We start from the raw sequence: 25308 nt of genomic DNA, 5'->3' as shown, positions 1-25308 counted from the left end.
GAGGCCGGATGCAAACAAGGCAGCCCATGGGCTGCCTTGTTTTTTTACACCCTTGCGGGCATAGGGGACCTACTCTCCCAGCACGATCGCGCAGAGATGGGCGAAGTGGTGGATCTCGTGGGTCGCCTCGCACGGGCCAGTCTCCCGCCCCGGGTTGTACCAGCAGGTGGCAAGCCCCTGGGCGGCGGCACCGGCGATGTCGGTCTTGGGATTGTCCCCCACCATCAACACCCGCGCCGGGCTCGGCTGACCCATCTGCGCCAGGGCATGCTGGAAGATGGCCGCCGCCGGCTTGGTCACCTGCACCTCGTCAGAGATAACGAGAGGCTCAAACCAGCTGTTCCAGCCCAGTTTGTCGAGGCGCCCGCGCTGGGGCAGGCTGAAGCCGTTGGTGATGATCCCCATTCTGACCTTGCTCTTCAGGGCCTGCAGGGTCTCCTCCACCCCCTCCAGCGGCACGCTCAGGGCGATGATCTGCTGCAGGAAGGTCTCGTTCATCGCCATGGGCGCCACGTTGACCTGCTCGGCAAAGAGCGAAAAACGGGTCTGCTGCAGGTGGGTGGCGTCAATCTCCCCTGAGTTGTACTGCTGCCAGAGCCGCTGGTTGAGGGCATGGTACTCCGCCATCTTGGGGGGAGTCGGCGCCACGCCGTAGATCTGCAGGGTCCGCTCCAGCGCCCTGGCGACCGGAAAATCGAGCAGGGTTTCGTCCAGATCGAACAGCACCCAGTCATAGCTTGCTTGTTTCACGCTTGTCCTTATTGATTGTGCTTGGCCACGTTGTCATGCGTCGGGCGCACCCATCCCCAGAGGGCTGTCGAGCAGGGTCAGGGTCAACCTGACACCAAAGCCGGTTACCTCGCAGCCCACCACGCCATTGCCCCCCTTGTTGCGAAAACCACTCAGGTCGAGGTGCAACCAGGGAAGCTCGGCGGGCACGAAGCGCGTGAGAAAACGGGCGGCATCGATGTGATCCGGGGAGGCGCCCGGCGCGCACTGTAACAGATCGGCCCACTCGCTATCGAGGTTGTCATCGTAATCCTCGTCCAGGGGGAAGGGCCAGACTCGCTCCCCGCTCTGCTGGCCCAGCGCTATCAGAGTGGTTAGCCACTCGGGGCGGTTGGTGAAGGCGCCGCTGTAACGGCTGCCGAGCGCCCGTTTGCAGGCGCCGGTCAGGGTGGCGTAGTCGATCAGCAAGTCGGGCTTGTCCCCAGCCGCCAGGGTCAGGGCATCCGCCAGCACCATGCGCCCCTCGGCGTCGGTGTCCACCACTTCGATGGTGGTGCCGTTGAGGGCAGTCACCACCTCACCGGGCCGGAAGGCCTGCGGGCCGATGTGGTTCTCGGCGATGGCGAGCCAGCAGTGCACCTCAAAGGGGAGTTTCGCCCGGCTGATGGCCAGCAGCGTGCCAAGGGCCACCGCGCTGCCCCCCATGTCCAGGTGCATGCCATACATGCTGCCACCGACTTTCAGGTTGTAGCCACCGGAGTCGTGGCAGATCCCCTTGCCCACCAGCGCGACGCGGCGCACCGGGTTGGCCGGACAGTAACTGAGCCTGACGATGGCGGCCTGACCGTCCGCCGAACCACGGGCCACCGCCAGGAAGGCGCCAGCCCCCATCTGTGCCAGGGTCGTCTCATCAAACTCCTGCCACTGCCACCCCTCCTGCTGCGCCAGCTCCCGGGCATAGGCCCGGTAATGACGGGCATTGAGCTCGGACGCTGGCAGCACTGCCAGGTGGCGAGCCAGACCGTTGCCTTCGGCTTCTGCGCTCAGGCGGGTCATGTCCAGCTCGCAAGGGGGGGAAAGTTGCAACTGCTGATAACCCGGTCTTGTCGCCTCACTCCGTTTCTGGGTCGGCAGGGTCACATCGGCGGCGAGCAGGCAGGCGAGCACCACCCTTGCCAGTTGGGCGCGATGCTCATCGTCAAAGCCCTCCAGATGGAGCGCCAGGTGCGTCGCCTTGAGGCCCGCCAGCGAGCCCACCCAGCTGCGCACCTGCTTGTAGAGCCGATGATCCAGGACCGGGCGGGCATCCATGAAGATCACCCGTTGCAGCCCCTGACTGTCGTCGAGGGAATAGGGGGCCTTCTGACCCAGGGCTATCTGGGTTGCCACGGCGGCAAAGGGAGGCGTCGCCAGCAGGGTATCGCGCGCTGAGTCGGCAATGAGCAGGAGTTTGACGGCAGTCGGCCCTGCCATTACCTCGGCGAGGGAGGTGTTCTGCATCGTGATTTGGGGAGAAGAATAGCTAAAAGGGGTCATCACAGGGTGCGGCCTCATCCATGAACAGAAAGCAGGATGATACCGAACAAATGGCGAGAGGGATCGGAAAAACACACATTATTGTGTGCAAGCAACAGGTGCTGGAGGGAATCAGAGAGGTAATGCAGAAGAAAAGCAGTCAGAAGTTGGTTGCGGGGGCCGGATTTGAACCGACGACCTTCGGGTTATGAGCCCGACGAGCTACCGAGCTGCTCCACCCCGCGTCCGAATTGTATTGCCACCACAAGAGACTGAGCAGTTGTCCCTTGCTGTCTTCGTTTCCACCGCCAGGCGTTTGCCTTGCCATGGACACAAATAGTTGGTTGCGGGGGCCGGATTTGAACCGACGACCTTCGGGTTATGAGCCCGACGAGCTACCGAGCTGCTCCACCCCGCGTCCGAATTGCATTGCCACCACAAGAGACAGAGCAGTTGTCCCTTGCTGTCTTCGTCTCCACCGCCAGGCGTTTGCCTTGCCATGAATACAAATAGTTGGTTGCGGGGGCCGGATTTGAACCGACGACCTTCGGGTTATGAGCCCGACGAGCTACCGAGCTGCTCCACCCCGCGTCCGAATTGTATTGCCACCACAAGAGACTGAGCAGTTGTCCCTTGCTGTCTTCGTTTCCACCGCCAGGCGTTTGCCTTGCCATGGACACAAATAGTTGGTTGCGGGGGCCGGATTTGAACCGACGACCTTCGGGTTATGAGCCCGACGAGCTACCGAGCTGCTCCACCCCGCGTCCGAATTGCATTGCCACCACAAGAGACAGAGCAGTTGTCCCTTGCTGTCTTCGTCTCCACCGCCAGGCGTTTGCCTTGCCATGAATACAAATAGTTGGTTGCGGGGGCCGGATTTGAACCGACGACCTTCGGGTTATGAGCCCGACGAGCTACCGAGCTGCTCCACCCCGCGTCCGAATTGTACTGCCACCACAAGAGGCTGAGCAGATGCCCCTTGCTGTCTTCGTCTCCACCGCCAGGCGTTTGCCTTGCCATGAACACAAAGGTTGGTTGCGGGGGCCGGATTTGAACCGACGACCTTCGGGTTATGAGCCCGACGAGCTACCGAGCTGCTCCACCCCGCGTCCGAGGTCGCCCATAATAGGCGCCAACGTTGAGATTGCAAGTAATTATCCTAAAAAAAGTTTATTCGAGGATTAAACCGTCACATGCTGTTTTCTTTTGCAACAGATCGCAGTTTTTTCAGGCAGCCCACCATTTTCCGGGCCTCAGTACCCTCCCCTCCACGCTCCCTGTCTGGCGCCTCTTTGCCATAAAAAAAGCCCGCCCCCCGGGGTGCGGGCCGCGCGACGGCACCGGGCTCAAGCCAGTTGGTGCAGCACGCTGGTCGCCGCAATCTGGGCGATGATGAGGCCGCACAGGGTCACGGAGAGCACCACGGGGGCCGTCTCCTGCTGGCGGTAAAGGGGGCTGAACCAGAGCAGCAGGGCGGCCACAAGCAGGCCGGCCTGGGTCAGGACCCCGGGGATCAGGGCGTCGAGCCCCTCGCCGCTCCCCTGCCAGCCCACCAGCACCGCCAGCCAGATGAGGCTCAGCATGGCCGCCACCAGCCCAGCCAGGGGCAGCAGCAGGTTGAAGGCCTGCAGGCGATGGCGGGCCCGCAGCAGCATCAGGTGGGCAAAGGCCGATCCCAGCAGCACCATCTGCAGCAGGCCGCCGAGCCAGCCCTGGATCTGCAGCAGGCCCGCCCCATAGAGGGCGAGCGGCAGGGCGGGCAGCCACAGCAGGCTGGCGGGGATGGCACGCTTGCCCTCCAGGCGGGACTGAGCCAGGGAGAGCACGACGCCGAGGATCAGGGCGGCGCCTCCGCTCCAGATCAGCCAGCCCTCGATGCCGGCTTCGATCGCCAGCATCAGGGAGAGCCCGGTGATCACCCAGACCGAGAAGATCTGGGTGGTGATCCGCGAACGCTGGCCCGGGCAGAGATCGCCGCGCCACAGGACGAGGCCGACGGCGATCAGGGCCCCGAGGGCCATCAGACCGGTCAGGGGAAAGAGCCAAAAAGGAAGTTGGACGAACATAGGGTCTCCGGCAACAGTGTGAGTCCGGGCGCCGGCGCGCCCGTCACAGGACAAGGAATGACAAGAGGCGGGGAGTATAGCCAAACTCCTCCCCGTTCCCAACGCCGCGGGCTCAGCTTTGCCCGCGGGCCAGGGCGACCACCCGGGCGAACATCTGCCTGAGCACGGGGGGGATGTGCTCGCTGCCGAGGCGCTCCGCCTCCTCCACCACCGCCAGGGCCATGCCGGGCTTGCTGCGGTGGTGGATGGCCTTGGCGATGATGCGTCCGGCGTTCAGGGTGGAGCGGCCCCCCACCCCGGCCTCGCGCCGAAACACCCCCTCGAACCCGTTGTGATAGAGATAGTGCTCTATGTCCGCCGCCGGCAGCTGGGTCAGTCGGTCCCGTTCGCGCTCCCCCTTGAGCAGGGAGCGGGCGGAGCTCGCATACTTGGCACCGGCCTCGTCACCGTCGGTGAGCAGGTGCCACTCTATGCCAAAGTCCCGGGCCACCTTGATGAGGGGGGCCTGACCGCACTGGGCGAACTCGATGATCCGCACCCCTTCCGCCCGCAGGCTGTAGCCGCAGATCTGGGCGAGCTCGGAGAGCAGCCAGATCTCGGTCTCCCCCTCCACCAGCAGCCAGCAGCGGGCGAACATCGACATGGGCCTGTTGATGCGCACGTGGAAGGCAATCTTGCGCAGATCGTCGCTGCTGTAGCGCTCCCCTCCCAACTGGTGGCAGAGGATGTCCTGCTGGCGGCGCACCAGGCGGCGCACCTGATTGAGCGGCAGGGAGGAGAGCAGGTCCCCCGAATTGGTGGTGAGCAGCTTCTGGCCGGGCAACTGCTCCAGCAGCCCCCAGGCCAGGGCCAGCATGGTGGGATGCAGCCGGCTCTCGGGGTCTTCCAGCATCAGTATGGGCCTGGCCCCCTCCTCCAGCTCCCGGTTGCCCCGGGCGTGGAGCAGCATGGCCGCCATGCCCGCCATGGCCAGCTGCAGCGCCCGGTTGTCCGCATTGCGCAGCAGCACCTGCAGGTTGCCGGGATTGCGCAGGGTCATGGGACGGTTGACGATCTCCCGCTGGCTGCGGGGCTTGTGCTTGATGGGGGCCAGGGCGCTGAAGTAGTGCTCCATCAGCTGTTGCACCGCCTGCAGCGCCTCCTTGAGCTCGGGCTCGCCGATGCGCTGGGGCTCGTCGGTGAGCTTGCCGGCCAGCTCGTCCAGCCGCTGCTCGCACAGATCCCCCCAGGGCAGCCGCTCGATGCCGTCCCGGGCGGTACGGGCGTCCCGCAGCCGGAACACCGGGTTCATGGTGATGAGCAGGCGCACCAGCGCCTCGTTGTTGTCGATGGCCAGACTCTTGCCGATGCCGTCAAGAAAGTCGTGGGTGGTCAGCACTGTGCCATCGTCCTGCAGCTCGGCGCTGGCGCGGTAGTGCACCCGGTGGAACTTGTCCTTGTGGGGGATCCAGGCTGCCCCGAGGCGGGCCAGACGACGGGAGTGCTGGCACATCTGGGGGCGGTACTCGCTGAAGGTGAGCACCAGTTGCAAGTTGCGCGAGGGTTCGAGCTCGGGATCTTCGGGCCGATGGAAATCATCCAGGCCAAATTGATAGGGCTCGGCGTCCCCCAGCAGGCACCAGAGGGCGCGCAGCAGACTGGACTTGCCCCAGGCGTTTTCGCCGATGAGCACTGTGGTGTTGTCCAGCCCGAGCGAGAGGCGATTTATTCCGCGAAAACCTTTGACTTCAATGCGTTCCAGAAACATGCGGCCATATCCAGTCCATCCTGATGGCGCAATAGTGGCAAAGTTGCCGGAAAAATCCTACCGGGTTGCGGCGTTTTCAGCGGGAACTGTGAGGAACGAGAGGTTCGGGCGGTGTGGGCAGGCTGGCGCGATCCTGGGGGGCATTCCAGTGGCTGAACCAGAGATGGCGGGTGCGGGTCTGACGTTTGCGATGATTCAATGGGCATTCCTTTCAATGGACAAGAGACAGAGGGTACACCTCTTTTGCCCAGAGTCTCAGGGTTATCTGTGACAGGAGAATGACAGCTGGGCGCGCCACTGGCCCGGGCTCAGGCCGAAGGCCTCCCGGAAACGGTTGCCGAAGTGGGCCTGGGAGGAGAAGCCGCACTGGGCGGCGATGCTGGCCAGGGGCTCGCTTCCCGCCAGCAACTGCTTGGCCCGCTTGAGCCGCAGCCCCAGCAGATAGCGGTGGGGCGGGCAGCCCAGGCTCTGGCCGAACATCCGGGCGAAGTGGTATTCGCTCAGGCCCGCCTCCCGGGCGAGCTCCCCCAGGGTCACCGGCTCGGCCAGATGCGCCATCAGATACTCCTGCACCCGGCGCACCACGGCGGGCGCGAGACCACCCCGCACCTCGGGCAGGGTCGGGGCCTCCCTGGTGTGGTGGCGATAGGCGTGCAACATCAGCATCCAGGCGCCGTGGGAGAGCGCCATGCGATCGATGCCGTGTTGCCAGTCCAGCTGCATCAGCTGCCCCTGCACCAGGGCCGCCGCCTGGGGATCGTCGATGAAGGTCTTGTCTTCCAGTTGCAGATGACGCCCCTCCTTGTCGCACGCCTGTTCGGCGATACGGGTGAAGTGGGCGGGGGTGAAGTAGAGATGGAAGAAGCGAAACTCCTCGCGCACCAGCCACTCGGATCTGTGGTGATCCGGCATGATGCACACCTTGCCCGCACCGCCATGGCCACCGGGGCCGTCCAGCCGCTCGGTCTGCTCGCCCCCCTGCAGGTAGACGCTGATGGTGTGGTTGCCCGGCTTGTGGTAGCGGGTCTGATCGTAGCGGTTGCACCAGCTCGCCACCCCGAGCCCGGGCTCCAGCCAGCAGGAGTCCTCCAGCCTGGCACCGGTGCTCACCAGGGCATCAAAGACCCCCGCCTGTCTTGTCTGCTGCATGGCATGCTGCACGCTTGCCTCCCTCTTTGGCACTTGCCGCCCCTTTCCTGTCGCCATCTTATCGCGCCTCATGGTCAAAGGCTGCGCCTCCGTTGAAAAAACCGCAAGATGGTGCAAGCCGGCACCCCGCCTCACGGTTCATGCTGATCACATCATCTTCTCTTGATGGGATCACACCATGAATCTGATGCTCTATGTTTCCACCGTCCTCATCTGGGGCAGCACCTGGATTGCCATCGCCTGGCAGCTCGGCCCCATCCCCATCGAGGTCTCGGTGCTCTATCGTTTCGCCCTGGCAGCCCTGGCCCTGTTCGCCCTGCTCACGGTGAGCGGCAAGTTTCCGCGACTGCCCTGGGCGGGCCAGCGTTATGCTGCCCTGCTCGGTGCGTTGCTCTTTTCCACCAACTTCCTCTGTTTCTACCACGCCACCCTCTATATCCCGAGCGGCCTGTCGGCGGTGATTTTCGCCAGCGCCAGCATCTTCAACGGCCTCAATCTCTGGCTGTTCGAGGGTAAACGACCGGGCCTGCGCTGGCTGCAAGGATCGTTGCTGGGGCTGCTTGGCACCCTGCTGCTCTTCTGGCCGGTGCTGGCGGATGCGCAACTGGGTGCAAACGGCTGGAAGGGCTTGCTCTTTGCCTGCGCCGGCACTCTCTGCTTCTCCCTGGGCAACCTGGTCTCCGCCCGGGGACAGCGCCAGGGCTATCACGTACTGCAGATGGTACCCTGGGGCATGGTCTACGGCGTGGCGCTGCTGCTGGGCTGGGTCACGGTACTCGGTCAGTCACTCACCCTGCCCACCGACCCGCGCTACCTCGCCGCCATGGTCTATCTGGCCATCTTCGGCTCCGTCATCGCCTTCACCGCCTACCTCACCCTGGTGGGGCGCATCGGTGCCAGCAAGGCGGCCTACGCCACCGTGCTCTTCCCCTTGGTGGCCCTCACCCTCTCCACCTTCTATGAAGGCTTTGTCTGGCAGACGGTCTCCATCGTCGGCGTGGTAGTGAGCCTCATCGGCAACCTGGTGATCTTCGCGCCCCCCGTCAAGGCATGGCGCTGGCCGCTATCAAGGGCCGCAAACGGTACTTGCCCCTGATGCCACCAGCCCCTAAGGTAACCGCGTCCAACACACGAGGAGGGAGGATGCATGTTACTGGAAGGGCTGGAGACACTCTGCCTGCTGGCAAGCGAGGGCACCATGGCCAAGGTTGCAAGCCGCCTCTATATCAGTCAGTCGGCGGTCAGCAAGCGCATCGCCCAGCTGGAGCACCGCCTTGGCAAGAAGCTCATCGAGCCGGATGGCCGTCATATCCGCCTCACTCCCCAGGCCCGTGAGCTGCTCGCCCGGGTAGCCCCGAGCCTCGCCGAAATGAAGGGGGTGCTGGCGGACAGCCAGATCCTCACGGATCAGACCCCTCTGTCCATCGCCTGCTCCGAAACCCTGCTGGCGGGCTACCTCGCCCGCTTCATGCACGCCTACCTTGAACGGGATCCCCACATTGCCCTCTCCACCCACCACACCCCGGTCATTCTGGCCCGGGTGCGCGGCGGGGATGCCCTGCTCGGGATCTGCGCCGGCCGCCTGCCGCCTGGCCATGGGCTGTGTGCCGAACGGCTGCTGGAGGAGCCCTTCTATCTGGTGGGGGACGCTCTGGATGAGGCAGCGCAGCCGGATCACCAGGGCGCCTTGCAAGAAACTGTGACCAGCAAGCAACTGGCTGAAGGCGACGTGAGTCAGGGGATGCAGGGCAAGGTGCGCAAGATCCTGACCATGGATCTGGAGAACCCCTCCAACCGCTATCTGCGCGAGCCCCTGGCCGCCCTCGGGCTTATCCCCGCCATGGAGCTCGATTCCTACCTGGCGCTGATCGAACTGGCCAAGGCAGGCATTGGCCCCGTGCTCCTGCCCGCCGGCCTGCTGGCGCTGGTGGGTGAGCAGGGGACACAGGCACGCCCCCTGCCGGGACTGGGCCGCCCGCTCCACCTTGTCTATCGGCCAAACAGCCTCAAGCGCGATCGCATTGCCCGCCTGGTGCAGGCGCTGCAAGCCCATTTCCGGCAACTGACGGCACTGGGCTGAAACGCAAGAGGGCCCGATCTGCGATCGGGCCCTCGTCATGGGGGATATCGGCTCAGCCCAGCCAGGCAAAGAGCTCGGGGTACTGGCTCCACACCAGCTTGGCGGACATCACCAGGGAGACGGTCACCAGCAGCGGCTTGATGAGCTTCACCCCTTTCTTGAGTACCAGCTTGGAGCCCATGCGCGCCCCGATGAACTGCCCCAGCGCCATGCACAGCCCCACGCTCCACACCACCTTGCCCCCCAGGGTGAAGAAGAGCAGGGAGGCGATGTTGGAGGTGAAGTTGAGCAGCTTGGTGTGGGCGGTGGCCCGCGCCATGCCAAAGCCCGCCAGGGCCACGAAACCGATGGCAAAAAACGACCCCGTGCCCGGCCCGAAGAAGCCGTCATAAAAGCCCACGCCCCCGCCCACCAGCAGGGCAAACGCCATGGGGGTGAGGCGGCGCTGGCTCTCCGCATCGCTCACCCTGGGGGAGAAGTAGAAGTAGCAGGCAAACGCCATCAGCAGGAAGGGGAGCAGTCGCTCCAGGATCGCGGCATCGATGGTCTGCACCGCCAGAGTGCCGATGGCCGCCCCGATGAAGGTGCAGATGACCGCCGGCCAGATGATGGCCCACTCAAGGAGCCCCTTGCGGGCATAAAACCAGGTGGCGGAGAAGGAACCGAAACTGCTCTGCAACTTGTTGGTGCCAAGCACCAGAGCCGGCGGCATGCCGGTGGCCAGCAGGGCCGGCACCGTCAAGAGTCCCCCGCCCCCGGCGATGGCATCGATAAAGCCGGCGATGAGGGCCACCCCGAACAGGGCGACCAGGGTGAGCAGTTCCAGTTCCATCCATAGACCTCGTGTGATTGGCGGCGCCCGGCATGGCCTGGAGCCTGAAGGAGTCAACAGGTCGCTATCCTAGCGAGGGCAGGCTCATGAAGCCAACGAAACAATGGCAGCCAACTAATTCCTCATTTTCATCAATCAGCGTGCGAGAGGACCTGTGCTTTGATAACCGCCAGCCCCTCCAGCAGGGGCGCTTCATCAGCACCGGGTGCACGGCTTACCCGGCCAGCCATGTAGCGGCTGCTAAAGAGATTGAACCAGAGCTGCAGCGCCTGTCCCGCCCGCAGCTCCCCGGCCACTTCCAGCACGCAGGCGGCCACCTCGGCGGTGCACAGGTGCTCGTCGCTGTGGGCGACGCGCATGCCGTAGGTAGAGAGCGCGTCCGGCTTGATGGCGAGCACCGGGAAACCGTCCAGATAGGGACTCTTGTTGAACATCTTGCGCGCCTCGGGCCAGGTGCCGTCCAGCAGGATGAACAGCGGCTTCTTGCCGGGAGCCAGTACCACCTCGCCGGTCAGGCGGTCGGGCGCTTTTTCGCAGGCGGGAAAGACCACGTAGGGCTGCCAGGCGGGATCCGCCAGCAGGGCCAGCAGCTCGGGATGGGGTTCGGTACGCGACCAGAGAAAGGCCCAAGTGGAATCCGGCAGCACGTCGGCGATGAGGCGCCCGGTGTTGGAGGGCTTCATGGGCTCGCTGTCATACATCATGAGGCAGAAACCGGCCTCGGCCTTGAGCGCCGGGCGCCAGTCGCAGGCACACCAGTCGTGGCGCAGCTGGCAGGCATCGCAGCGTGGTACGCTGCCGCCACGGGCAAGAAAGGGTCGGGTCGAGACGCTCTTGCGCCAGATGCGCAGGCGGTTGACGGCGTGATCGGGGATGGGCTTCATGGAACGCGGCTCTGACGGTGCCTGTGGCGGGACAAAAGGGGGCTGATTGTAACGGCGCGCCCTCCTGGCGGCAAGGCTTGCCAGGCGGCGCCCTGCCCCCTTCCCTCCCCGCGTTCTGCCCGCCTCGCCCCCATGAAAAAAGGGGCCCTGAGGCCCCTACTCACCATCCGTTGCAACCGGGTCTGGCGACGTCAGACCGCCTTTCGCAGGATCTGCTCCAGATAGTGCGCGAAGCTGTGGCCGTGGTGCTCCAGCAGTTTCGGGAACATGGAGATGGAGGTCATGCCCGGGAAGGTGTTGATCTCGTTGAGCAAAATCTCCCCCTCTTCGGTCAGGAAGAAGTCGATGCGCGACAGGTGGGTCAGCTTGAGCTGACGGAACGCCTTGAGCGCGTACTCGTGAATGGCGTCAGCCTGCGCCTGAGTCAGTCCCTCGGCCTTGAGCGCGGTCTCGGTGTGACTGGCGCTGCTGTACTTCTCTTCATAGGTGTAGAACTTGTCCTGGGGTACGCAGATCTCCCCCGGATAGGTGGCCACCAGCTCGTCACCATACTGGTAGACCGCCACTTCCAGCTCGCGGGGCTTGACCGCTTTTTCGATCAATACCTGCTCGGAGTAACCGAAGGCATCGGCAATGCCCTTCACCAGGTCTGCCTCGTTGCTGGCGGAGTAGCAACCCACGGAAGAGCCCTGGGAGGCCGCCTTGATGAAGACCTTGCCCCACTTGGCCAGCGCCGCTTTCGCCTCGGTCAGGCTCGCCTCGCCTTGCTCGGTCAGGAACAGGTAGGGGGTATTGGGGATGCCGATGGCGGTGAGCCACAGCTTGGTGGTGATCTTGTTGAAGCACACCTTGCTCGCCTCGGCGTCACAACCCAGATAAGGCAGGCCGGCCAGCTCGAGGAAGGATTGCAGATCGCCGGTCTCACCGGGATAGCCGTGGATGCAGGGCACCACGTAGTCCACCGGACGGGCCACGCTGTCGAACGAGAGCAGCTTGTCCAGCCCCAGCTTGCACTCGCGACCGTCGGCGGAGAGCCAGCGGTCGGCAAACATCTCGACCCGGGTCACTTCGATACCGGGCAGGAGCCCGAGCTGTTTTTCGAGGAAATTGGCGCTGCGCAGCGAGACTTCGTGCTCGGAGCCGCCACCGCCGCACAGCAGCAAGACATGCATGTTCTTCATTAGATGTGATCCCTTGGGAGAAGCGGCTTCGTCATCACCATGTCAAACCCAACCGCATGAAAACCGGACGAAGCCAGAAACGAACATAAGTGCGGGCAGTGTAGCAAGGGAGGGGAAGCCTTGTCAGCCGATGGGGCGCACCTCCCCCTGCCCGGGCAGATAAAAGTCTCTTCCTGTGTCAGAAACAGGATGAAATGCGCTCAGCGGGGGGGATCGACCCGCCCGGCGCCATTGCCGTTGACCCGAAACCAGCCGGCAATGCTGTAGCGCTCCCGGCTTGCGGGCAGCACCTCGTGGGGAAACTCTTCAGACAGGAAGAGCACCAGCCGCCCGCCCCGGGGGGAGACATCCATCAGAAACTGCTCGCTGTCGTCATAGACCCGCAATATTCCCCCCGCCTCTGGCTGCCAGTCGTTGTTCAGGTAGAACACCGAGGTGAGCCGGCGGTTGGATCGCCCGGCGAAGGCGTCGCGATGGGTGGCGTAGAAGTCCCCCTGACGGTAGCGGGCAAAGTGGGCCTCGTAGTCGAACAGCCCCAGCATCAGGCTGCGATTGGCGGCCAGACGCAGGGACTCCATCCGGGCCAGATAGTCGGCCACCGGCGCGCCGAGGGAGGCGTCGAGCCAGTGGATCTGATCCCGACGGATATCGCGGTTGTCCTGATGCAGGGTCTCGCGCCCGATCCCCGCCGGTCGCCACTCGTCCGGCAGGCAAGCCTTGAGGGCATCCACCTCGGCGGCGGTTAAAAAATCATCCACTATCACCCAACCCCGGGTGTAGATGGCATCCATGACGGCTTGATAGTCCAAGATAGGCTCGCAGCGAGGGGAGAGAGTGCGCTTTGTAGCGACTTCGGACCATCGGCACAAACCGGATTGCTTCTCTTGAGAAGTCCCGCCATCAATAGGAGTCTGGGGGGGCACAGACGCCCTCCCCCTTGCTCCCCGGCCCTCGGCCCGTTAACGTGCAAGGATTGTCCCCCGGGCGCCTTGTCGCCCCTCTTGCATCAGGAGAAACCATGCCCCTGCCCCTCATCCCCCTGCAACGACTCGATGGCACGGCCTGGTCCACCGCCGATCTGCAGGGCCGTGTCGTGCTGGTGGTCAACGTGGCAAGCCGCTGCGGTTTTACCCCCCAATACACCGGGCTTGAGGCCCTCTATCGCCAGTTCGGCCCCCAAGGCTTCGAGATCCTGGGCTTTCCCTGCGATCAGTTTGGCCATCAGGAGCCGGGCGATGCCGAGGAGATCGCCCGCTTCTGCTCTCTCGACTACCCTGTCAGCTTCCCCCTGATGGCCAAATGCGAGGTCAACGGCGCCGGGGCCCACCCCCTCTATCGCTGGCTCAAGGAACAAAAGCCCGGACTCCTTGGCAGCGAGGCCATCAAGTGGAACTTCACCAAGTTCCTGATTGACCGTGAAGGCCGAGTGGTGGACCGCTTCGCCCCCCAGACCAGACCGGAGGATCTGGTGCAGGCCATCGAGGGACTGCTCTGACGGGCGTGCGCCGCTCGCGACACGGCTGCTGCGCGTACGCCTCGCATCTGCTATATTACGCGCCCACTGTTCTCTTGTACGGTCGCTTTGCCGGGCTCAGGCCCAGCCTCGATGGCGACCCACCCTATTTTCCATGTCGTGACGGACCAAGGCTGCCGTCACCCGTTGAGCCCAAGGCTCGGAGTGTCCCTCGAACATGTCATTCAATGAACTGGGTCTGTCACCGCACATCCTGCGGGCCGTCAAGGAGCTGGGTTACGAACAACCCACCCCCATCCAGCAGCAAGCCATTCCCGCCATCCTGGCCGGGCAGGACGTGCTGGGCGGCGCCCAGACAGGCACGGGCAAGACGGCCGGTTTCACCCTGCCCATGCTTCATCGACTGCTGGCCAACCACGGCCGTGGCGGTCGTCGCCAGGTGCGAGCCCTGGTGCTGACCCCGACCCGGGAGCTGGCCGCCCAGGTGGGCGAAAGCATCATCAAATATGCCCACCACCTGCCGTTTCGTACCCTGATCGCCTATGGCGGCGTCAGCATCAAGCCGAACCTGGACGCCATCAAGCTCGGGGTCGACATCCTGGTCGCCACCCCGGGCCGCCTGCTGGATCTGCTGACCCAGGGCGCCCTGACCCTGAGCGCCCTCGAGGTACTGGTGCTGGATGAAGCGGACAGAATGCTCGACATGGGGTTCATCACCGACATTCGCCGCATCATGAAGGCCCTGCCGGAGGAGCGTCAGACCCTGCTCTTCTCCGCCACCTTCTCCAATGACATCAAGGCACTGGCGGACGATCTGCTCAAGGATCCCACCCTCATCGAGGTGGATCCCAGCAACACCGCCGCCGAGCAGGTAAGCCAGCGCATCATCCAGGTCGATCGGGAGCGCCGCCGGGAGATGCTCTCCCACATGATTGGCCGTGGCAACTGGCAGCGGGTGCTGGTGTTCGTGCGCACCAAGCAGATTGCCGACAGGCTCGCCCAGCAAATGCAGAAAGATGGCCTGGATACGGTCGCCATCCACGGTGACAAGAGCCAGGGGGCCCGCAACCGGGCGCTGGCGGATTTTCGTGAAGGCAAGGTGCGGGTGCTGGTTGCCACCGACATCGCCGCTCGCGGCCTGGACATCGATCAGCTGCCCCACGTGATCAACTTCGAGCTGCCCCAGATGGCGGAGGATTACATCCACCGCATCGGCCGCACCGGCCGTGCCGGGCGCGGCGGCGAGGCCATCTCCCTGGTGAGCCAGGATGAGCTGGGTCAGCTCAAGGAGATCGAGGCGCTGATCGGCCAATCCCTGACCGTGGAGATCCTGGAAGGGTACGAGCCGAGCGGCAAGCCGAGCCGCCAGACCCTGCCGGGCAGCAAGCCGGTGCAAAACCCGCCCCGCGCCCGTGGCCATGCCAACGCCAACGCCAACGCCAAGGGCAAACCCGCCGCCGGGAAAGGCAAGGGTGATGGCGCCAAGAAGCCGGCCCAGCCTGCGCAAAACAAGTCCCGCAAGCGGGAAGTGGTGGGCGAGGACATCGGTTTCGCCCCTATGCGCCGTCTCCCCAAGGCCCAGCGGGGCGACTATCAGGACAACTCCAGCGAGGAGTGAGGGGGCGCGAGCCAAACCTCCTGAACAACAAAAAACCGCCCTCGGGCGGTTTTTTTATGCTCTAGCGCCCTTAACCGGCGGCCAAGGCCATGTGCAGCAGCGGATAGGGCTTGCCCTGGCCATCCAGGGGGGAGCGCCCCGTCACCTCGAAGCCCAGGTGCTGGTAGAAGCCGACAGCCTGGGCATTCTGTTCGTTGACGTCCACGCGAGTCGCCCCCAGACAACGGATGGCGTGGTCCACCAGCTGGCGGCCGACCCCGCCCCCTCTCGCCTCGGGGGCGATGAATAGCATCTCGATATTGCCCTCAGCCACCCCGATAAAACCGACGATCACGCCATCCTGCCTGGCGCAATAGAGGCGCACGGCATCGAAATAGTGTTCGAGGATGAGAGGCTTGAGGGTCGCGATATCCTCCTCTTGCAGGAAGTGATGGGTAGCGCGTACCGAGGCCTCCCAGAGAGCGATCAGGGCCGGGTAATCCCCGGTTTGTGCTGGTTCTATCTTCATGAATTGTTGGCTCAATTTATGGCAAAAGCGCCGATGCTAAGCCTCGGGGCCGAACCTCGTCAAGGTGCAGCCCTGGGCCTCTGCCTGCTTGATGACAAACCCCTTCTCGATGCCCGCCTTGAAGCCCAGCTTCTCATAGAGGCGATGGGCTTCATCGCGCCCTTCCCCCGAGAGCAGCATCACCTTGTAGCCATCCAGCCCCCAGGCCAGGGAGAGCGCCTGTTCAAGCACCTTCTGGCTCAGCCCCTGGCGTCGGAACGCAGAGGCCGTTACCACGTGCTCTATGATGCCACAGGGCCTGCCGCCGTTGCTCAGGGTCGGGATCACCCCGAGCTGGCAGGTGGCGGCGAGCTCACCGCCCACCTTCGCCACGATGATCCGCACCTCGGGCCTGGCCAGCAGGCTCGCGAGCGTCTCCCTCGCCATGGAAAGCGGCATCACGGGATCCCGTGGTCTGAGCTCGGCGTAAAGGCTGAGCAAGCCGCCAGATCCTGCTCCCTGCACTCTCTGATCACCACCATGGCAACCTACCTGATCTGCCACTCCTCTTTCGGCTGATCATGCATGACGCCAGCATGGAGTGTGCGCAGGCATAAAGAGAAAGAAGATGCCTCCCCAGGTTGGGAAGGCATCGCGATCAACGGGTCTTGACCGCCTGGAGCAGGACAGAGACGTCGGCGCCAACGCGGCGGGTCGCGATGGCTTCGCGAATGTCGCGCTCGCTGTAGCGACTGGCGGGGTAGACCACCACGCAGGCAGTGTCACCGGGAGCGAGGAAGTGGGTCTCGCCAAAGGGGGTGTAGCGGGTGGCGCCAATGCTGATGAGTGCATGGGCCGGGCGCCCCGCCTGGGCCAGCAGCCCCTGGATATGCTCGGCCGGGCCTTCGTCCTGCTGATGGTTGAACTTGTCGATGGCCCACGCCAGCAACTGACCGTGGAAGTAGCTGTAGTCCACCGCCGCGCTGTCGATCCCGTAGGGGTGCAGCTCGCCGCCGCGCTCCAGGTAGCAGGCGATGCGGTAGTCATCGAGCTCGCATCCTGCGGCAAAGTGGGTCAGGGGCAGCAGGTTCGCGGCCAGCCCCTTGCTCTCTTCACCCCAGTTCTTCTTCTCGCTGATCTTGTTGGCATTGGGGCGACGGATGGAGCAGTCGTTGTAGGCGCCAAACGCCTTGGGATGGATGGCCACCACCTGCTCCCCCGCGTACTCCAGCTCGCACCACAGTGCCACCTCGGGTTCAATCTGCACCTTCTCGTCCCCGCTCACCGCCGCCTCCGGCAGGAAGATGGCCTCGCCGCTCAGGGGAAAGACCCCGAGCTGGCCGGGATGGTTCGGCACATAGAAGGGGAACAGCGCCTTGGGGGCGACCTTGTCGTCAACCTTGACGGCGACGAAGTCCGCCGCCTCCCCTGCCTGTTCCAGGTGACCGGCGAAGTTGCCCGCCACGCCCAGTCCGATAAAGGGGGTCTGTGAGGTGATCTGCATCTGTGGCTCCACTGGCGCGGCCGGGGCCGCCGCCTCGTTGTCGTTGTTCAGGGCGGAAATACCGCCAAAGAGGGAGCTTATTAGAGCACAGCCCCCGTACGGCGCCCAGCCACCGGGCCACAAGCTGTGCACCAGGGCGGATTTTCCCTCACCATCTGGTCATAAAGTCGGCAGTCAATACGAAGCTGTGATCCCGATGCTTGGGAGAGCCCGGCACTTTTGCTAGGCTGACCTATTCATTTGCCGTTCGGGAGCCGTCGCAAGGCCATGACCACCCACTTTCAGGGGCGCTTCGAGGTGGAGTTCAAATACCGCCTGACGGACAGCGCCGCCTTTGTACATACCCTCACGGCCCTCGGCCCCGAGGTGATGGTGGCGGACAATCATGAGCAGGACTGCTACTTCGACACGGCAGATGGCGCCCTGGCCCGGGCAGAGAAGAGCCTGAGCATCCGCACCATGGCCCCCAGCGGCATCCGGCTCTGGATAGTCAAAGGACCCGGACCCGATCGCTGCGAGGCGGTCAACATCACCGATGCGGACAAGGCGGCCAGCATGGTGCGCACCCTGGGCTACCAGCCGGTGCTGACCATCGACAAGCGGCGCAGCATCTATTTTCTGGGGGCCTTCCACGTCACGGTGGATCACCTGGCAGGCGTCGGTGATTTTGCCGAGCTCGCCATCATGACTGACGACGAGACCGCCCTGCCCGCCTACCGCGCGCAGTTGCTGGCGCTGGCTAGCCGGCTGGGACTGGCGCCCGAGATGCGGGAAACCCGCTCCTATCGCACCCTGTGCGAGCAGCGAGTCCCCCTTTGACAAGCGGCAACAAGAGGAATCTGCCCATGATCGACAAACTCGCCTGGCTGACCTTCAAGAAGGGACAACTGCTGTGCGCCCGCTCCCACGGCAAGGACATCTACTACATTCCGGGGGGCAAGCGCGAGCCGGGCGAGAGCGACGAGGCGGCCCTCGTTCGTGAAATCGAGGAAGAGCTCGCGGTCACCCTGAAACCCGACACCCTGACGTTCGCCTGCGAGTTCAGCGCCCAGGCGGACGGCAAGCCGCAAGGGGTGAATGTCAATCTGCGTTGCTACACGGGGGACGCCGACGGCACGCCCGTCGCCTCGGCGGAGATCGCCGAGCTGCGCTGGCTGGACAGCCGCCACCTGGCCGAGGTCTCCCCCGTCTCCCGCCTGCTGTTCCAGTGGCTGGCAGCGCAGGGACTGATCCATTAAGAGACGGCGCACCTGACCGGATGACGATGGCACCGGCAGGAGAGTCCGCGCCCGAGACATTAATCCCCCACGTGGGCCAAGAGAGAAGATGAGGACATTCAATGGAGATCCTTGAGGTCGAGAGTACCAGAGGCATCAAACCGGCGCTGATCGCCCTGCTGCAAGATTGCGTGGCCAGCGGTGCCTCGGTGGGCTTTCTGCCTCCCCTGCAGGAAGAGCAGGGGCTGGCGTACTGGCAAGGCATCGAAGGGGAGCTGGCGGATGGAGTGCGCAAGCTCTGGGTGGCGTTTGATCAGCACCATCTGGTGGGCGCCCTGCAGCTCTCCCTGTGCACCAAGGCCAACGGGGGCCACAGGGCCGAAGTGGAAAAGCTGATGGTCCACAGCCAAGCCCGTGGCAAGGGGGTGGGCCGAGCCCTGATGAACGCCATGGAGCAAGGGGCCCGGGACGCCAGGCGTACCTTGCTGGTGCTGGATACCCGGGTCGGCGACGTGGCCTCCAGCCTCTATCGCCAGCTCGGCTATCAGGAGGCCGGCCAGATCCCGGACTTCGCCCGCAATGGGGACGGCACCCTGGCCGCCACCCAGTTCTTCTACAAGCAGCTCTGAGGCAGACGGCTTGGCAAGATCGGACAGCGTGCCGGTCTTGCCCCCTCCAAGGCTCGGCGCACATAGGTTTTTGGTTCAATCAGACTCATCGGCAAGGAGCCATCATGATATTGGAAGTCGCCCATCTGCAGATCATTCCCGGCAAGGCCACTGACTTCGAGCAGGCCTTCGCCCAGGCCCAGCACATCATCAGCGCCATGCCCGGCTACCTGGGCCACCAGTTGCAGCGTGCCCTGGACGATCCCCATCACTACCTGCTGCTGGTGCAGTGGGAACGGCTGGAAGATCACACCCGGGGGTTCAGGGGCTCCCCCCAGTACCAAGAGTGGAAGGCCCTGCTGCACCACTTCTACGACCCCTTCCCCAGGGTCGAACATTTTCAGGATGCAACACCGATCAGCGCCGCAAGCTGAACCTTGATCAGACAGTCCCGTCACGGGCTGATCAATGGCGTCAGGCCAGTCGCTCGGCCCTGTGGGCAATCTGCGGCTCGGCAAAGGCGCCCTGGGCCGCGATGAGCTGCAGCTCGTAGGCATTCGCCTCCCAGGTCTGTCGCAGCACCGCATCCACCGCGGCGTTGGTGCGCTCGAAGGCGCTCACCCCATCATATCCCGCCTGCAGGTTGGCCAGCATCAGGGCGCTGATGAGATCCCCCACGCCCACCGGTTGGCGCGCGAAATCGTAAAGGGGACGGGCGATCAGATAGTCTCCCTCGGGGGTGGCAAGCAGCATCTCGAAGCGGCCGGGGACGCTGGCGGCGCGACCCAGGTGCTTGACCAGCACCATCTTCACCCCCCTCTCCAGCAACTGGTGTGCGGCGACCCGGGTCTGGGCCAGGGTTGTCAGATGGACATCACACAGGGTCTCCAGCTCCAGCAGATTGGGGGCCATGATGTCCGCCACCGGCAGGGCCTGCTCGGTGAGAAAGCGGGTGACGCCCGGGGCGACGATGCACCCCTTCTCCGGATGCCCCATCACGGGATCGCAGAAATAGAGGGCCGCCGGATTGGCTCGCTTCACCGCCGCCACCACCGCCAGGATCTCGTCCCCCTGCTCCGCCGAGCCCAGATAGCCGCTCAGCACCGCATCGCAGCGCGCCAGCACCTCGATATTGCAAAGCCCCTGGCACAAGGCGGCAATGTGGCCCGCCGGCATCGCCATTCCCTGCCAACCCGCCTCGTACTGGGTGTGGTTGGAGAACTGTACCGTATTGATGGGCCACACCTCCATGCCGAGACGGCGCATGGGGAACACGGCGGCGCTGTTGCCGGCACAGCCAAACACCACGTGGGACTGGATAGAGAGAATGCGTTTCATCGACACCACCGCACAAGAAGCCTGAGGAAAAGAGGCAATATATCGGATGAAGAGACGGCTCTTCCAGCAATTAACGCCATGACTCCCTATTTATGCTTCTGCAGGCCTAACCTGCCGCATATTTGACCGCCGCTACCCTGTTCCTGCACAACCCTGGAGCCATCTCCCCCGCTGCTGCGGGGTGATAAATGTACCTGGACGCCTCTTGTCTGATGGCATACAAGGTGATTTTTTAACCAACCATAAACAGTCGGGATCAAGGATGAGGTCCGATGGAAAGGCGCCAGTCGGCAGTCGGCAGTCGGCAGTCGGCAGTCGGCAGTCGGCAGTCGGCAGTCGGCAGTCGGCAGTCGGCAGTCGCAAAATAAGGCAACAAGGGCAAGGGTCAAGGAGGCGTCGGAAGATCACAGGACAAAGGCGGCCTACCCTTGCCTGACACCGTGGCAACGGCAAGCCATACGCAGTGGCGACAGCAAGTCACGTCACCAGTGCCGTGGCTGCAGCGAGTCGCCAGCAGTCGTCAGGGGGAGCGCGGTGCCCTTGGGCGTCTCAATCCCGGGCGAAGTGGTAGACCCAGCCTTCGTCCGGTGCCATCTCGTCCGGCAGGTCCACCAGGGCAGGCAGCGAGGTGACGGCCCCTTCGGCCGCATATTGCAGGGCCATCAGGGCGCAGAGCGCGGCATCATAGGGATCCGTGCCAGGGATGAGGGACGCCGGCAGGTGGGGTTGCAGCTCGGGCCGCACCGCAGAGGCTTTGCCCCCCATTTTGGCCAGGGCGGGATAGACCTCCAGCACCGCGCGCCCGGCAGCCCTCGCCTGTTTTGGCACCAGTTGCAGATCCCCGAGACGCGGCAGCATGGAGAGGGCCAGGGTGGCGTTGTTGCCGAGCCTGTCGAAGGTGGCGGAGAGGGGCTTCTTGCCATAGTGCTGATGGAGCCAGCGCTCGCAATCCCGGTAGGCGTAAGGGTTGTCAATCTCCCGCTGGGGCACGGGAAAGCCGCTCCCCCGCCCCGCCAGCAGATCGGCGAGGGCGCGGGGAAAGGCCAGGGGCGCATCGATGCCGAGAGCAAGGCGCGGGCAGGCCAGCACCTGCATCAGCGCCACCTCGTCTTGCAGGGCCGGGCGCAGCAGGGCATCCAGATCCGGCGCGACCCGGGAGCTCAGGCGAAACAGGGGGGAGATCCCGAGCCAGTGCAGACGCGACTCCCGGGCCTGCCAACCCACCACCGCCACCGCCTGGGCATTGCCCTGCCAGCCCCTCACGTCCCAGCCGATGCCGATGGCGTCCATGTGTTCCGTTGTCATGCCCCTGTTACCTCTGTGCAGCCTTGATGGAGCACAGGGTAATGGCTGCCCCTCCTAAAGCAAGGGCAAGTTGGTCCCTAGAAGGATTTCTTGAAGTTGATCAGGGGCAGAATGGGGAAGATGCCGTTCTCGGCGTAGTTGGCCAGGCCAATCTGCAAGCCGTCCAGGTGCTTGGTGGCATTGACGAATCCCAGCTGGAACGTGGTGCGTTCGGCATAGTTGACGAAGCCGACGTTGGCCAGGGCATTGCCCTGGGCGATGTTGACCGCCCCCCAGTTGAGCCCCTTCACATTGTTGGTCAGGTTGACGAAGCCCAGATTGAGGCCGGTATCCTGCCCTTCGTGCCAGTTGACGGCGTTGATGGCGACCCCGCCAAACTGATGGCGCACCCGGCTCGCGCCAAAGAACACACCAAGCTGCAGGCCGGTGAACTGATCCACGTCGGAGAGGGCGAACACCGGCAGATCGATCCCCCTCACCTGGCCGGTGCGGCCGTAGAGGAAGGAAGCCCGTGCCCCTTCCACCTGATTGGACGAGGGCAGGTTGACACCGGGCAGGGAGATCTGGACCGGCGTGCTGGCCTGGGCGACACCGGCGAGGGTCAGGGCACCACAGCCGAGCAGCAGGGCGAACGGTTTCATCGGGGATTCCTTGTGAAGAGGGTGTGGCTCAAGGGTACCAGCGCAGGCCCCGGGGGACGAGGTCCCGGCCCTTTCCCTGCGTCACCTCTCGTCTGAATCCGGGGATGGCTCTCTCGGCGTGACGGGGGAAGCGGTGGTGAAACTCCCTTGAGCGCCAGTGGCCCCCAGAGACACAACCAGCCCGGTCGGGCTGGTTTTTTTGCCTGTGCTCGCCCCTTTTTCGGGGCAATTCGGCCCGGGCCCTTTCCCTGCCCCGCCTAACTGCCTAGAATGAGCCCCCGCTGTTTCAGCCATTCATCCAGCTAGAGGATTTCCCATGGAGACGTTTCTGCTCGAAGGTCACCCCTTCGTTGCCTTGTGTGACCTGATCAAGCATCAGGGTTGGGCCGATTGTGGCGGTGCCGCCAAGGCGCTGGTCGCCGAGGGCCTGGTGGAAGTGGACGGTCAGGTCGAGACCCGCAAACGCTGCAAGATAGTCGCCGAGCAGGTGGTCAACTTCAACGGCATGAAGGTCGTGGTGAAGGAAGGCGTCAGCCCCGAGATCCTCTGATCCTGACGCCCTGCCACGCCATCGCTACCCAGCACAGTGGCCGAGCAGGTGGTCAACTTCAACGGCATGAAGCATGAAGGCCGTGGTGAAGGAAGGGAGCAGTCCCGAGATCCCCTGATCCTGACGCCCTGCCACGCAAGCGCTACCCAGCACAGTGGCCGAGCGGGCGGTCAATTTCAACGGCATGAAGGTGGTCGTGAAGGAAGGGATCAGTCCCGAGATCCTCTGATCCCGGCTTGAACAAGGGCGCCAAGCGCCCTCTGGCCTTCAGCTGGCCTTGATGGAGAGGGTCAGCACGAAGCGGGCCATGGCCTCGTCGCCGTTGCGCGACGGGCAGGTGGCCACCACCTGGATGGGGCGGTTGATGCGCTGACCGCTCGCTAGGGACTCGTCGATCATGGCGTCGATAAGCTCCCCCGCCGCGCAATCAAACTGCACGTCCCCCTCCGGGCGCTTCAAAAACTCCCCCTGCACATCCTTGAAGGCAAAATGCACCTTCTTGCGCCGCGCCCGCCCCTTCTCCATGACCAGGAGCCCCCCCACCAGGTCGGCGCCGGTGGCGAGCGCCCCGAAATACATGCTGCCCAGGTGGTTGCGGGTGCGCCAGCCCAGCGGAATGCGGATGCGCAGCGCCCTGGCGTCCATCTGCTCGATGACGGGGGCACAGAAACCAATGACGGGAATGTAGCGCCAGGCGAACAGACGCAGGGCGAGGTTGGCTTTGAGGCGTTGCAGGTCCATTGCAAACTGATCCGATGAGTGAATGTGACGCAAATGTTGCCAGCCTGCTTCCCGATAGACAAGCCTCCCGTGCCATCCCTGTGAGCGGCCCCCCAAAGGGTATTTGCAAAATTAATGCAATGGCCAGGTTCTATTTTCCCGGCAAATGATAAAACCGGCCTTTCCTGACCCCGGGTCGCCCCTCTCTTTCCCCTTTTTCCGGATTTTTTCAAGGTCCCGCCCCGGATGACGGGACCATGACAGCCATATCCGAATGAAACACAACAAGAAATACTCCCCGTCAGGGGGCTAGCCCAGGATCCCGCCCCCGCCACTGGGATTATTCGCAGTAACCAAACCCCCACTCCCTCGCTAGGCTGTTGCTGGCCCGGAAGTAGCCACTCGGCACCGGGTCAACCCGTCTACCAATCTCACCATAAGGATAGAGAGATGAGTCACGTGCAACAGTTGTTCAACGGGGGCGAGAGCGCCGGTACTTTCCAGCTCAACTTCAACAACAACCGTGCCTACGAGCTGTTTGGCCGGGAGTACCTCAAGTGCTATGCCAACCTCAGCGCCAAGGGGAAGATGAGCAAGCCCCTGCCCACCGGGCCGCTGAGCTACACCGTCGACTTCGCCATGGATTGCGGCTGCAGTTCGGTGCTGTTTGACTTCAACCTCGCCTACAAGAAGACCTTCGGCAACCAGTTGCAGGCCCCCCTGTGGCGCGAGTCGGACTACGAGGCCGAGCTGGTGCTCTGCCAGCTGGTGCGCGAGGCACCGGCCAACCGCCTGAGCAACCATGATCAGTTCGCCGAGGCCGAGGCCTTCTTCAACGACGTCAATCTGCCCGACACCGTCCGGGCGGTGGGCAATGATCCCTATGCCGACAAGGACGGCCTGGTGGAGTTCATCGTGGCAAACGAGCTGCTGGACGATCCCGCCGTCATGGCCAAGCTGGCGGAACAGAAGGCCTACCTCATCGCCATCACCTCCGTGGTCACCGCCTACATCAACCGTTACGCCGAAGCCTATGGCGAGCAGTACAAGACGGACGCGGATCTCTGGGCCAGGGCCCTCTCCAAGATCCCTCTGATGGGGCCGAGCAAGATCGATCAGCAGAGCTACAGCCGCCACATCAAGGGGCTCAGCATCGCCACCGACTTCATCAACTTCATCATGGACGTGGTGGTGAGCCAGGGCACCACGGCGCTGGCCAGCTTCAACAAGTTCCTGCAAAAGCAGGGGGATGCCATCCGCTTCGGGGTGGAGAACAACAAGGACTTCTACAAGACCATCACGGTGGGGGTCACGGTGGAAGTGTTCAAGGTGGGCAACGAGCTGGTCTATGTGCCGAAGATCAAGCAGTACCGCGTCAACTTCGACCGCCAGAACAGCAAGTTCACCTCCGCCTGTGCCAGCGCCGAGTTCGTCGACATCTACTTCAACTACCTCTATGCCGCCAACGTGTTCGACTACGAGGCCCTCAAGGACCCCGAGATCAAGCGCGACTTCGACAACTTCATCCAGAAGCAGCGCAAGGCACAAATTGAAGAAGCGGATACCTTCTTCAACGATGACTTCCCGCCCCTGGAGCCCAAGCAGGTCAGCCGCAGCAAGGCCACGGTGTAACCCCGCCAGTCAAAAAAACAGCCGGCAGATG

Annotated in this window: 27 protein-coding genes, 6 tRNA genes and 2 pseudogenes; 11 read left to right on the top strand and 24 right to left on the bottom strand. The window is 63.9% G+C overall.

Annotated features, from left to right (window positions below):
* Positions 1-69 precede the first annotated feature (69 nt).
* The 12 genes from yjjG to C2U30_RS02085 form a co-directional block, all read right to left on the bottom strand.
* Positions 70-750, bottom strand: a complete 681-nt coding sequence (gene yjjG / locus C2U30_RS02135) for a pyrimidine 5'-nucleotidase (RefSeq protein WP_010674855.1) — start codon at positions 748-750, stop codon at positions 70-72.
* Positions 751-783: 33 nt separating this feature from the next.
* Entirely contained in the window at positions 784-2268 is a 1485-nt protein-coding gene (locus C2U30_RS02130) for a M17 family metallopeptidase (protein WP_103243071.1), read from the bottom strand.
* A 144-nt stretch (positions 2269-2412) separates the two neighbouring features.
* Positions 2413-2489, bottom strand: a tRNA-Met gene (locus C2U30_RS02125).
* A 96-nt stretch (positions 2490-2585) separates the two neighbouring features.
* Positions 2586-2662, bottom strand: a tRNA-Met gene (locus C2U30_RS02120).
* A 96-nt stretch (positions 2663-2758) separates the two neighbouring features.
* Positions 2759-2835: transfer RNA gene (locus tag C2U30_RS02115), tRNA-Met, on the bottom strand.
* A 96-nt stretch (positions 2836-2931) separates the two neighbouring features.
* Positions 2932-3008 (bottom strand) — tRNA-Met (locus tag C2U30_RS02110).
* 96 nt (positions 3009-3104) lie between these two features.
* A tRNA-Met gene (locus C2U30_RS02105) sits at positions 3105-3181 on the bottom strand.
* A 95-nt stretch (positions 3182-3276) separates the two neighbouring features.
* A tRNA-Met gene (locus C2U30_RS02100) sits at positions 3277-3353 on the bottom strand.
* A 237-nt stretch (positions 3354-3590) separates the two neighbouring features.
* Positions 3591-4310 carry a hypothetical protein gene (locus C2U30_RS02095; protein ID WP_103243070.1) on the bottom strand — a complete coding sequence of 240 codons (720 nt, stop codon included), beginning with the start codon at positions 4308-4310 and terminating at the stop codon, positions 3591-3593.
* Positions 4311-4422: 112 nt separating this feature from the next.
* A complete protein-coding gene (locus tag C2U30_RS02090; protein ID WP_103243069.1) occupies positions 4423-6057 on the bottom strand; it encodes an ATP-dependent endonuclease in 1635 nt (544 codons plus the stop codon).
* A 76-nt stretch (positions 6058-6133) separates the two neighbouring features.
* Positions 6134-6256, bottom strand: coding sequence for a hypothetical protein (locus tag C2U30_RS23030; RefSeq protein ID WP_267893005.1), 123 nt, complete (start codon positions 6254-6256; stop codon positions 6134-6136).
* A gap of 62 nt (positions 6257-6318) precedes the next feature.
* Positions 6319-7206: a helix-turn-helix domain-containing protein gene (locus C2U30_RS02085; RefSeq protein WP_103244627.1), complete on the bottom strand. Its 888-nt coding sequence runs from the start codon at positions 7204-7206 to the stop codon at positions 6319-6321.
* Positions 7207-7384: 178 nt separating this feature from the next.
* On the opposite strand from C2U30_RS02085, the gene C2U30_RS02080 reads away from it, so the two are divergent.
* Positions 7385-8302 carry a DMT family transporter gene (locus C2U30_RS02080; protein ID WP_041215090.1) on the top strand — a complete coding sequence of 306 codons (918 nt, stop codon included), beginning with the start codon at positions 7385-7387 and terminating at the stop codon, positions 8300-8302.
* 51 nt (positions 8303-8353) lie between these two features.
* A complete protein-coding gene (locus tag C2U30_RS02075; protein WP_103243068.1) occupies positions 8354-9286 on the top strand; it encodes a LysR family transcriptional regulator in 933 nt (310 codons plus the stop codon).
* A 52-nt stretch (positions 9287-9338) separates the two neighbouring features.
* On the opposite strand, the gene C2U30_RS02070 is transcribed toward C2U30_RS02075, so the two are convergent.
* From C2U30_RS02070 to C2U30_RS02055, 4 genes are all read right to left on the bottom strand, one after another.
* Positions 9339-10118 (bottom strand): TSUP family transporter, encoded by a 780-nt coding sequence (locus C2U30_RS02070; protein WP_010674863.1) that lies wholly within the window; start codon positions 10116-10118, stop codon positions 9339-9341.
* A 131-nt stretch (positions 10119-10249) separates the two neighbouring features.
* Positions 10250-11002 carry a tRNA-uridine aminocarboxypropyltransferase gene (locus tag C2U30_RS02065; RefSeq protein WP_103243067.1) on the bottom strand — a complete coding sequence of 251 codons (753 nt, stop codon included), beginning with the start codon at positions 11000-11002 and terminating at the stop codon, positions 10250-10252.
* Between the two features lie 191 nt (positions 11003-11193).
* Positions 11194-12183 carry a D-alanine--D-alanine ligase gene (locus tag C2U30_RS02060; RefSeq protein WP_041215087.1) on the bottom strand — a complete coding sequence of 330 codons (990 nt, stop codon included), beginning with the start codon at positions 12181-12183 and terminating at the stop codon, positions 11194-11196.
* Between the two features lie 200 nt (positions 12184-12383).
* The gene (locus C2U30_RS02055) at positions 12384-12992 is read right to left on the bottom strand and encodes a 2OG-Fe(II) oxygenase (RefSeq protein ID WP_041211488.1); all 609 of its coding nucleotides are present in this window, start codon (positions 12990-12992) and stop codon (positions 12384-12386) included.
* Between the two features lie 209 nt (positions 12993-13201).
* Between C2U30_RS02055 and C2U30_RS02050 the strand changes: the two genes are divergently transcribed.
* On the top strand, positions 13202-13678 hold the full coding sequence (locus tag C2U30_RS02050) for a glutathione peroxidase (RefSeq protein WP_039038588.1): 477 nt from the start codon (positions 13202-13204) through the stop codon (positions 13676-13678).
* 196 nt (positions 13679-13874) lie between these two features.
* A complete protein-coding gene (locus tag C2U30_RS02045) occupies positions 13875-15275 on the top strand; it encodes a DEAD/DEAH box helicase (RefSeq protein ID WP_103243066.1) in 1401 nt (466 codons plus the stop codon).
* Positions 15276-15345: 70 nt separating this feature from the next.
* Here the strand turns inward: C2U30_RS02045 and C2U30_RS02040 are convergent, their stop codons facing one another.
* The 3 genes and pseudogenes from C2U30_RS02040 to C2U30_RS02030 form a co-directional block, all read right to left on the bottom strand.
* Positions 15346-15783 carry an acetyltransferase gene (locus tag C2U30_RS02040; RefSeq protein WP_069784644.1) on the bottom strand — a complete coding sequence of 146 codons (438 nt, stop codon included), beginning with the start codon at positions 15781-15783 and terminating at the stop codon, positions 15346-15348.
* Positions 15784-15819: 36 nt separating this feature from the next.
* A pseudogene (locus tag C2U30_RS02035) lies at positions 15820-16304 on the bottom strand (GNAT family N-acetyltransferase).
* Between the two features lie 116 nt (positions 16305-16420).
* Positions 16421-17266 (bottom strand): DUF5718 family protein, encoded by an 846-nt coding sequence (locus C2U30_RS02030; RefSeq protein ID WP_103243065.1) that lies wholly within the window; start codon positions 17264-17266, stop codon positions 16421-16423.
* 267 nt (positions 17267-17533) lie between these two features.
* Here C2U30_RS02030 and C2U30_RS02025 point away from each other — a divergent pair, with 267 nt between their 5' ends.
* The 4 genes from C2U30_RS02025 to C2U30_RS02010 all read left to right on the top strand — a co-directional run bounded on the left by C2U30_RS02025 (position 17534) and on the right by C2U30_RS02010 (position 19525).
* On the top strand, positions 17534-18085 hold the full coding sequence (locus C2U30_RS02025; protein WP_103243064.1) for a class IV adenylate cyclase: 552 nt from the start codon (positions 17534-17536) through the stop codon (positions 18083-18085).
* Positions 18086-18111: 26 nt separating this feature from the next.
* The gene (locus C2U30_RS02020; protein ID WP_103243063.1) at positions 18112-18504 is read left to right on the top strand and encodes an NUDIX hydrolase; all 393 of its coding nucleotides are present in this window, start codon (positions 18112-18114) and stop codon (positions 18502-18504) included.
* 101 nt (positions 18505-18605) lie between these two features.
* On the top strand, positions 18606-19112 hold the full coding sequence (locus C2U30_RS02015; RefSeq protein WP_010674875.1) for a GNAT family N-acetyltransferase: 507 nt from the start codon (positions 18606-18608) through the stop codon (positions 19110-19112).
* Positions 19113-19216: 104 nt separating this feature from the next.
* Complete coding sequence (locus C2U30_RS02010) at positions 19217-19525, top strand: antibiotic biosynthesis monooxygenase family protein (RefSeq protein WP_103243062.1); 309 nt, start codon at positions 19217-19219, stop codon at positions 19523-19525.
* 40 nt (positions 19526-19565) lie between these two features.
* Here C2U30_RS02010 and pdxY read toward each other — a convergent pair whose 3' ends face one another.
* From pdxY to C2U30_RS01990, 3 genes are all read right to left on the bottom strand, one after another.
* On the bottom strand, positions 19566-20429 hold the full coding sequence (gene pdxY, locus C2U30_RS02005; protein ID WP_103243061.1) for a pyridoxal kinase PdxY: 864 nt from the start codon (positions 20427-20429) through the stop codon (positions 19566-19568).
* Positions 20430-20978: 549 nt separating this feature from the next.
* Entirely contained in the window at positions 20979-21734 is a 756-nt protein-coding gene (locus C2U30_RS01995; RefSeq protein ID WP_103243060.1) for a DUF429 domain-containing protein, read from the bottom strand.
* A 77-nt stretch (positions 21735-21811) separates the two neighbouring features.
* Complete coding sequence (locus C2U30_RS01990; protein ID WP_103243059.1) at positions 21812-22375, bottom strand: VC2662 family protein; 564 nt, start codon at positions 22373-22375, stop codon at positions 21812-21814.
* Between the two features lie 316 nt (positions 22376-22691).
* Here C2U30_RS01990 and ybcJ point away from each other — a divergent pair, with 316 nt between their 5' ends.
* On the top strand, positions 22692-22925 hold the full coding sequence (gene ybcJ / locus C2U30_RS01985; protein ID WP_010674882.1) for a ribosome-associated protein YbcJ: 234 nt from the start codon (positions 22692-22694) through the stop codon (positions 22923-22925).
* 24 nt (positions 22926-22949) lie between these two features.
* Here the strand turns inward: ybcJ and C2U30_RS22575 are convergent, their stop codons facing one another.
* The gene (locus C2U30_RS22575) at positions 22950-23111 is read right to left on the bottom strand and encodes a hypothetical protein (RefSeq protein ID WP_158654829.1); all 162 of its coding nucleotides are present in this window, start codon (positions 23109-23111) and stop codon (positions 22950-22952) included.
* On the opposite strand from C2U30_RS22575, the pseudogene C2U30_RS22855 reads away from it, so the two are divergent.
* Positions 23080-23154 (top strand): annotated as a pseudogene (locus C2U30_RS22855) (ribosome-associated protein); the annotation flags it as partial. The gene C2U30_RS22575 and the pseudogene C2U30_RS22855 sit on opposite strands and share 32 nt — an antisense overlap.
* A gap of 38 nt (positions 23155-23192) precedes the next feature.
* Here the strand turns inward: C2U30_RS22855 and C2U30_RS01975 are convergent.
* The gene (locus C2U30_RS01975) at positions 23193-23666 is read right to left on the bottom strand and encodes a DUF4442 domain-containing protein (protein WP_010674883.1); all 474 of its coding nucleotides are present in this window, start codon (positions 23664-23666) and stop codon (positions 23193-23195) included.
* Positions 23667-24095: 429 nt separating this feature from the next.
* On the opposite strand from C2U30_RS01975, the gene C2U30_RS01970 reads away from it, so the two are divergent.
* Entirely contained in the window at positions 24096-25277 is a 1182-nt protein-coding gene (locus C2U30_RS01970; RefSeq protein ID WP_043155175.1) for a hypothetical protein, read from the top strand.
* Positions 25278-25308: the final 31 nt, after the last annotated feature.

The sequence above is a fragment of the Aeromonas sp. ASNIH5 genome (genome assembly GCF_002902865.1).
Classification (GTDB): Bacteria; Pseudomonadota; Gammaproteobacteria; order Enterobacterales; family Aeromonadaceae; genus Aeromonas; species Aeromonas caviae.
The sequence above is the reverse complement of the archived record's forward strand: the minus strand, read 5'-3'. Positions and strand labels throughout refer to the sequence as shown.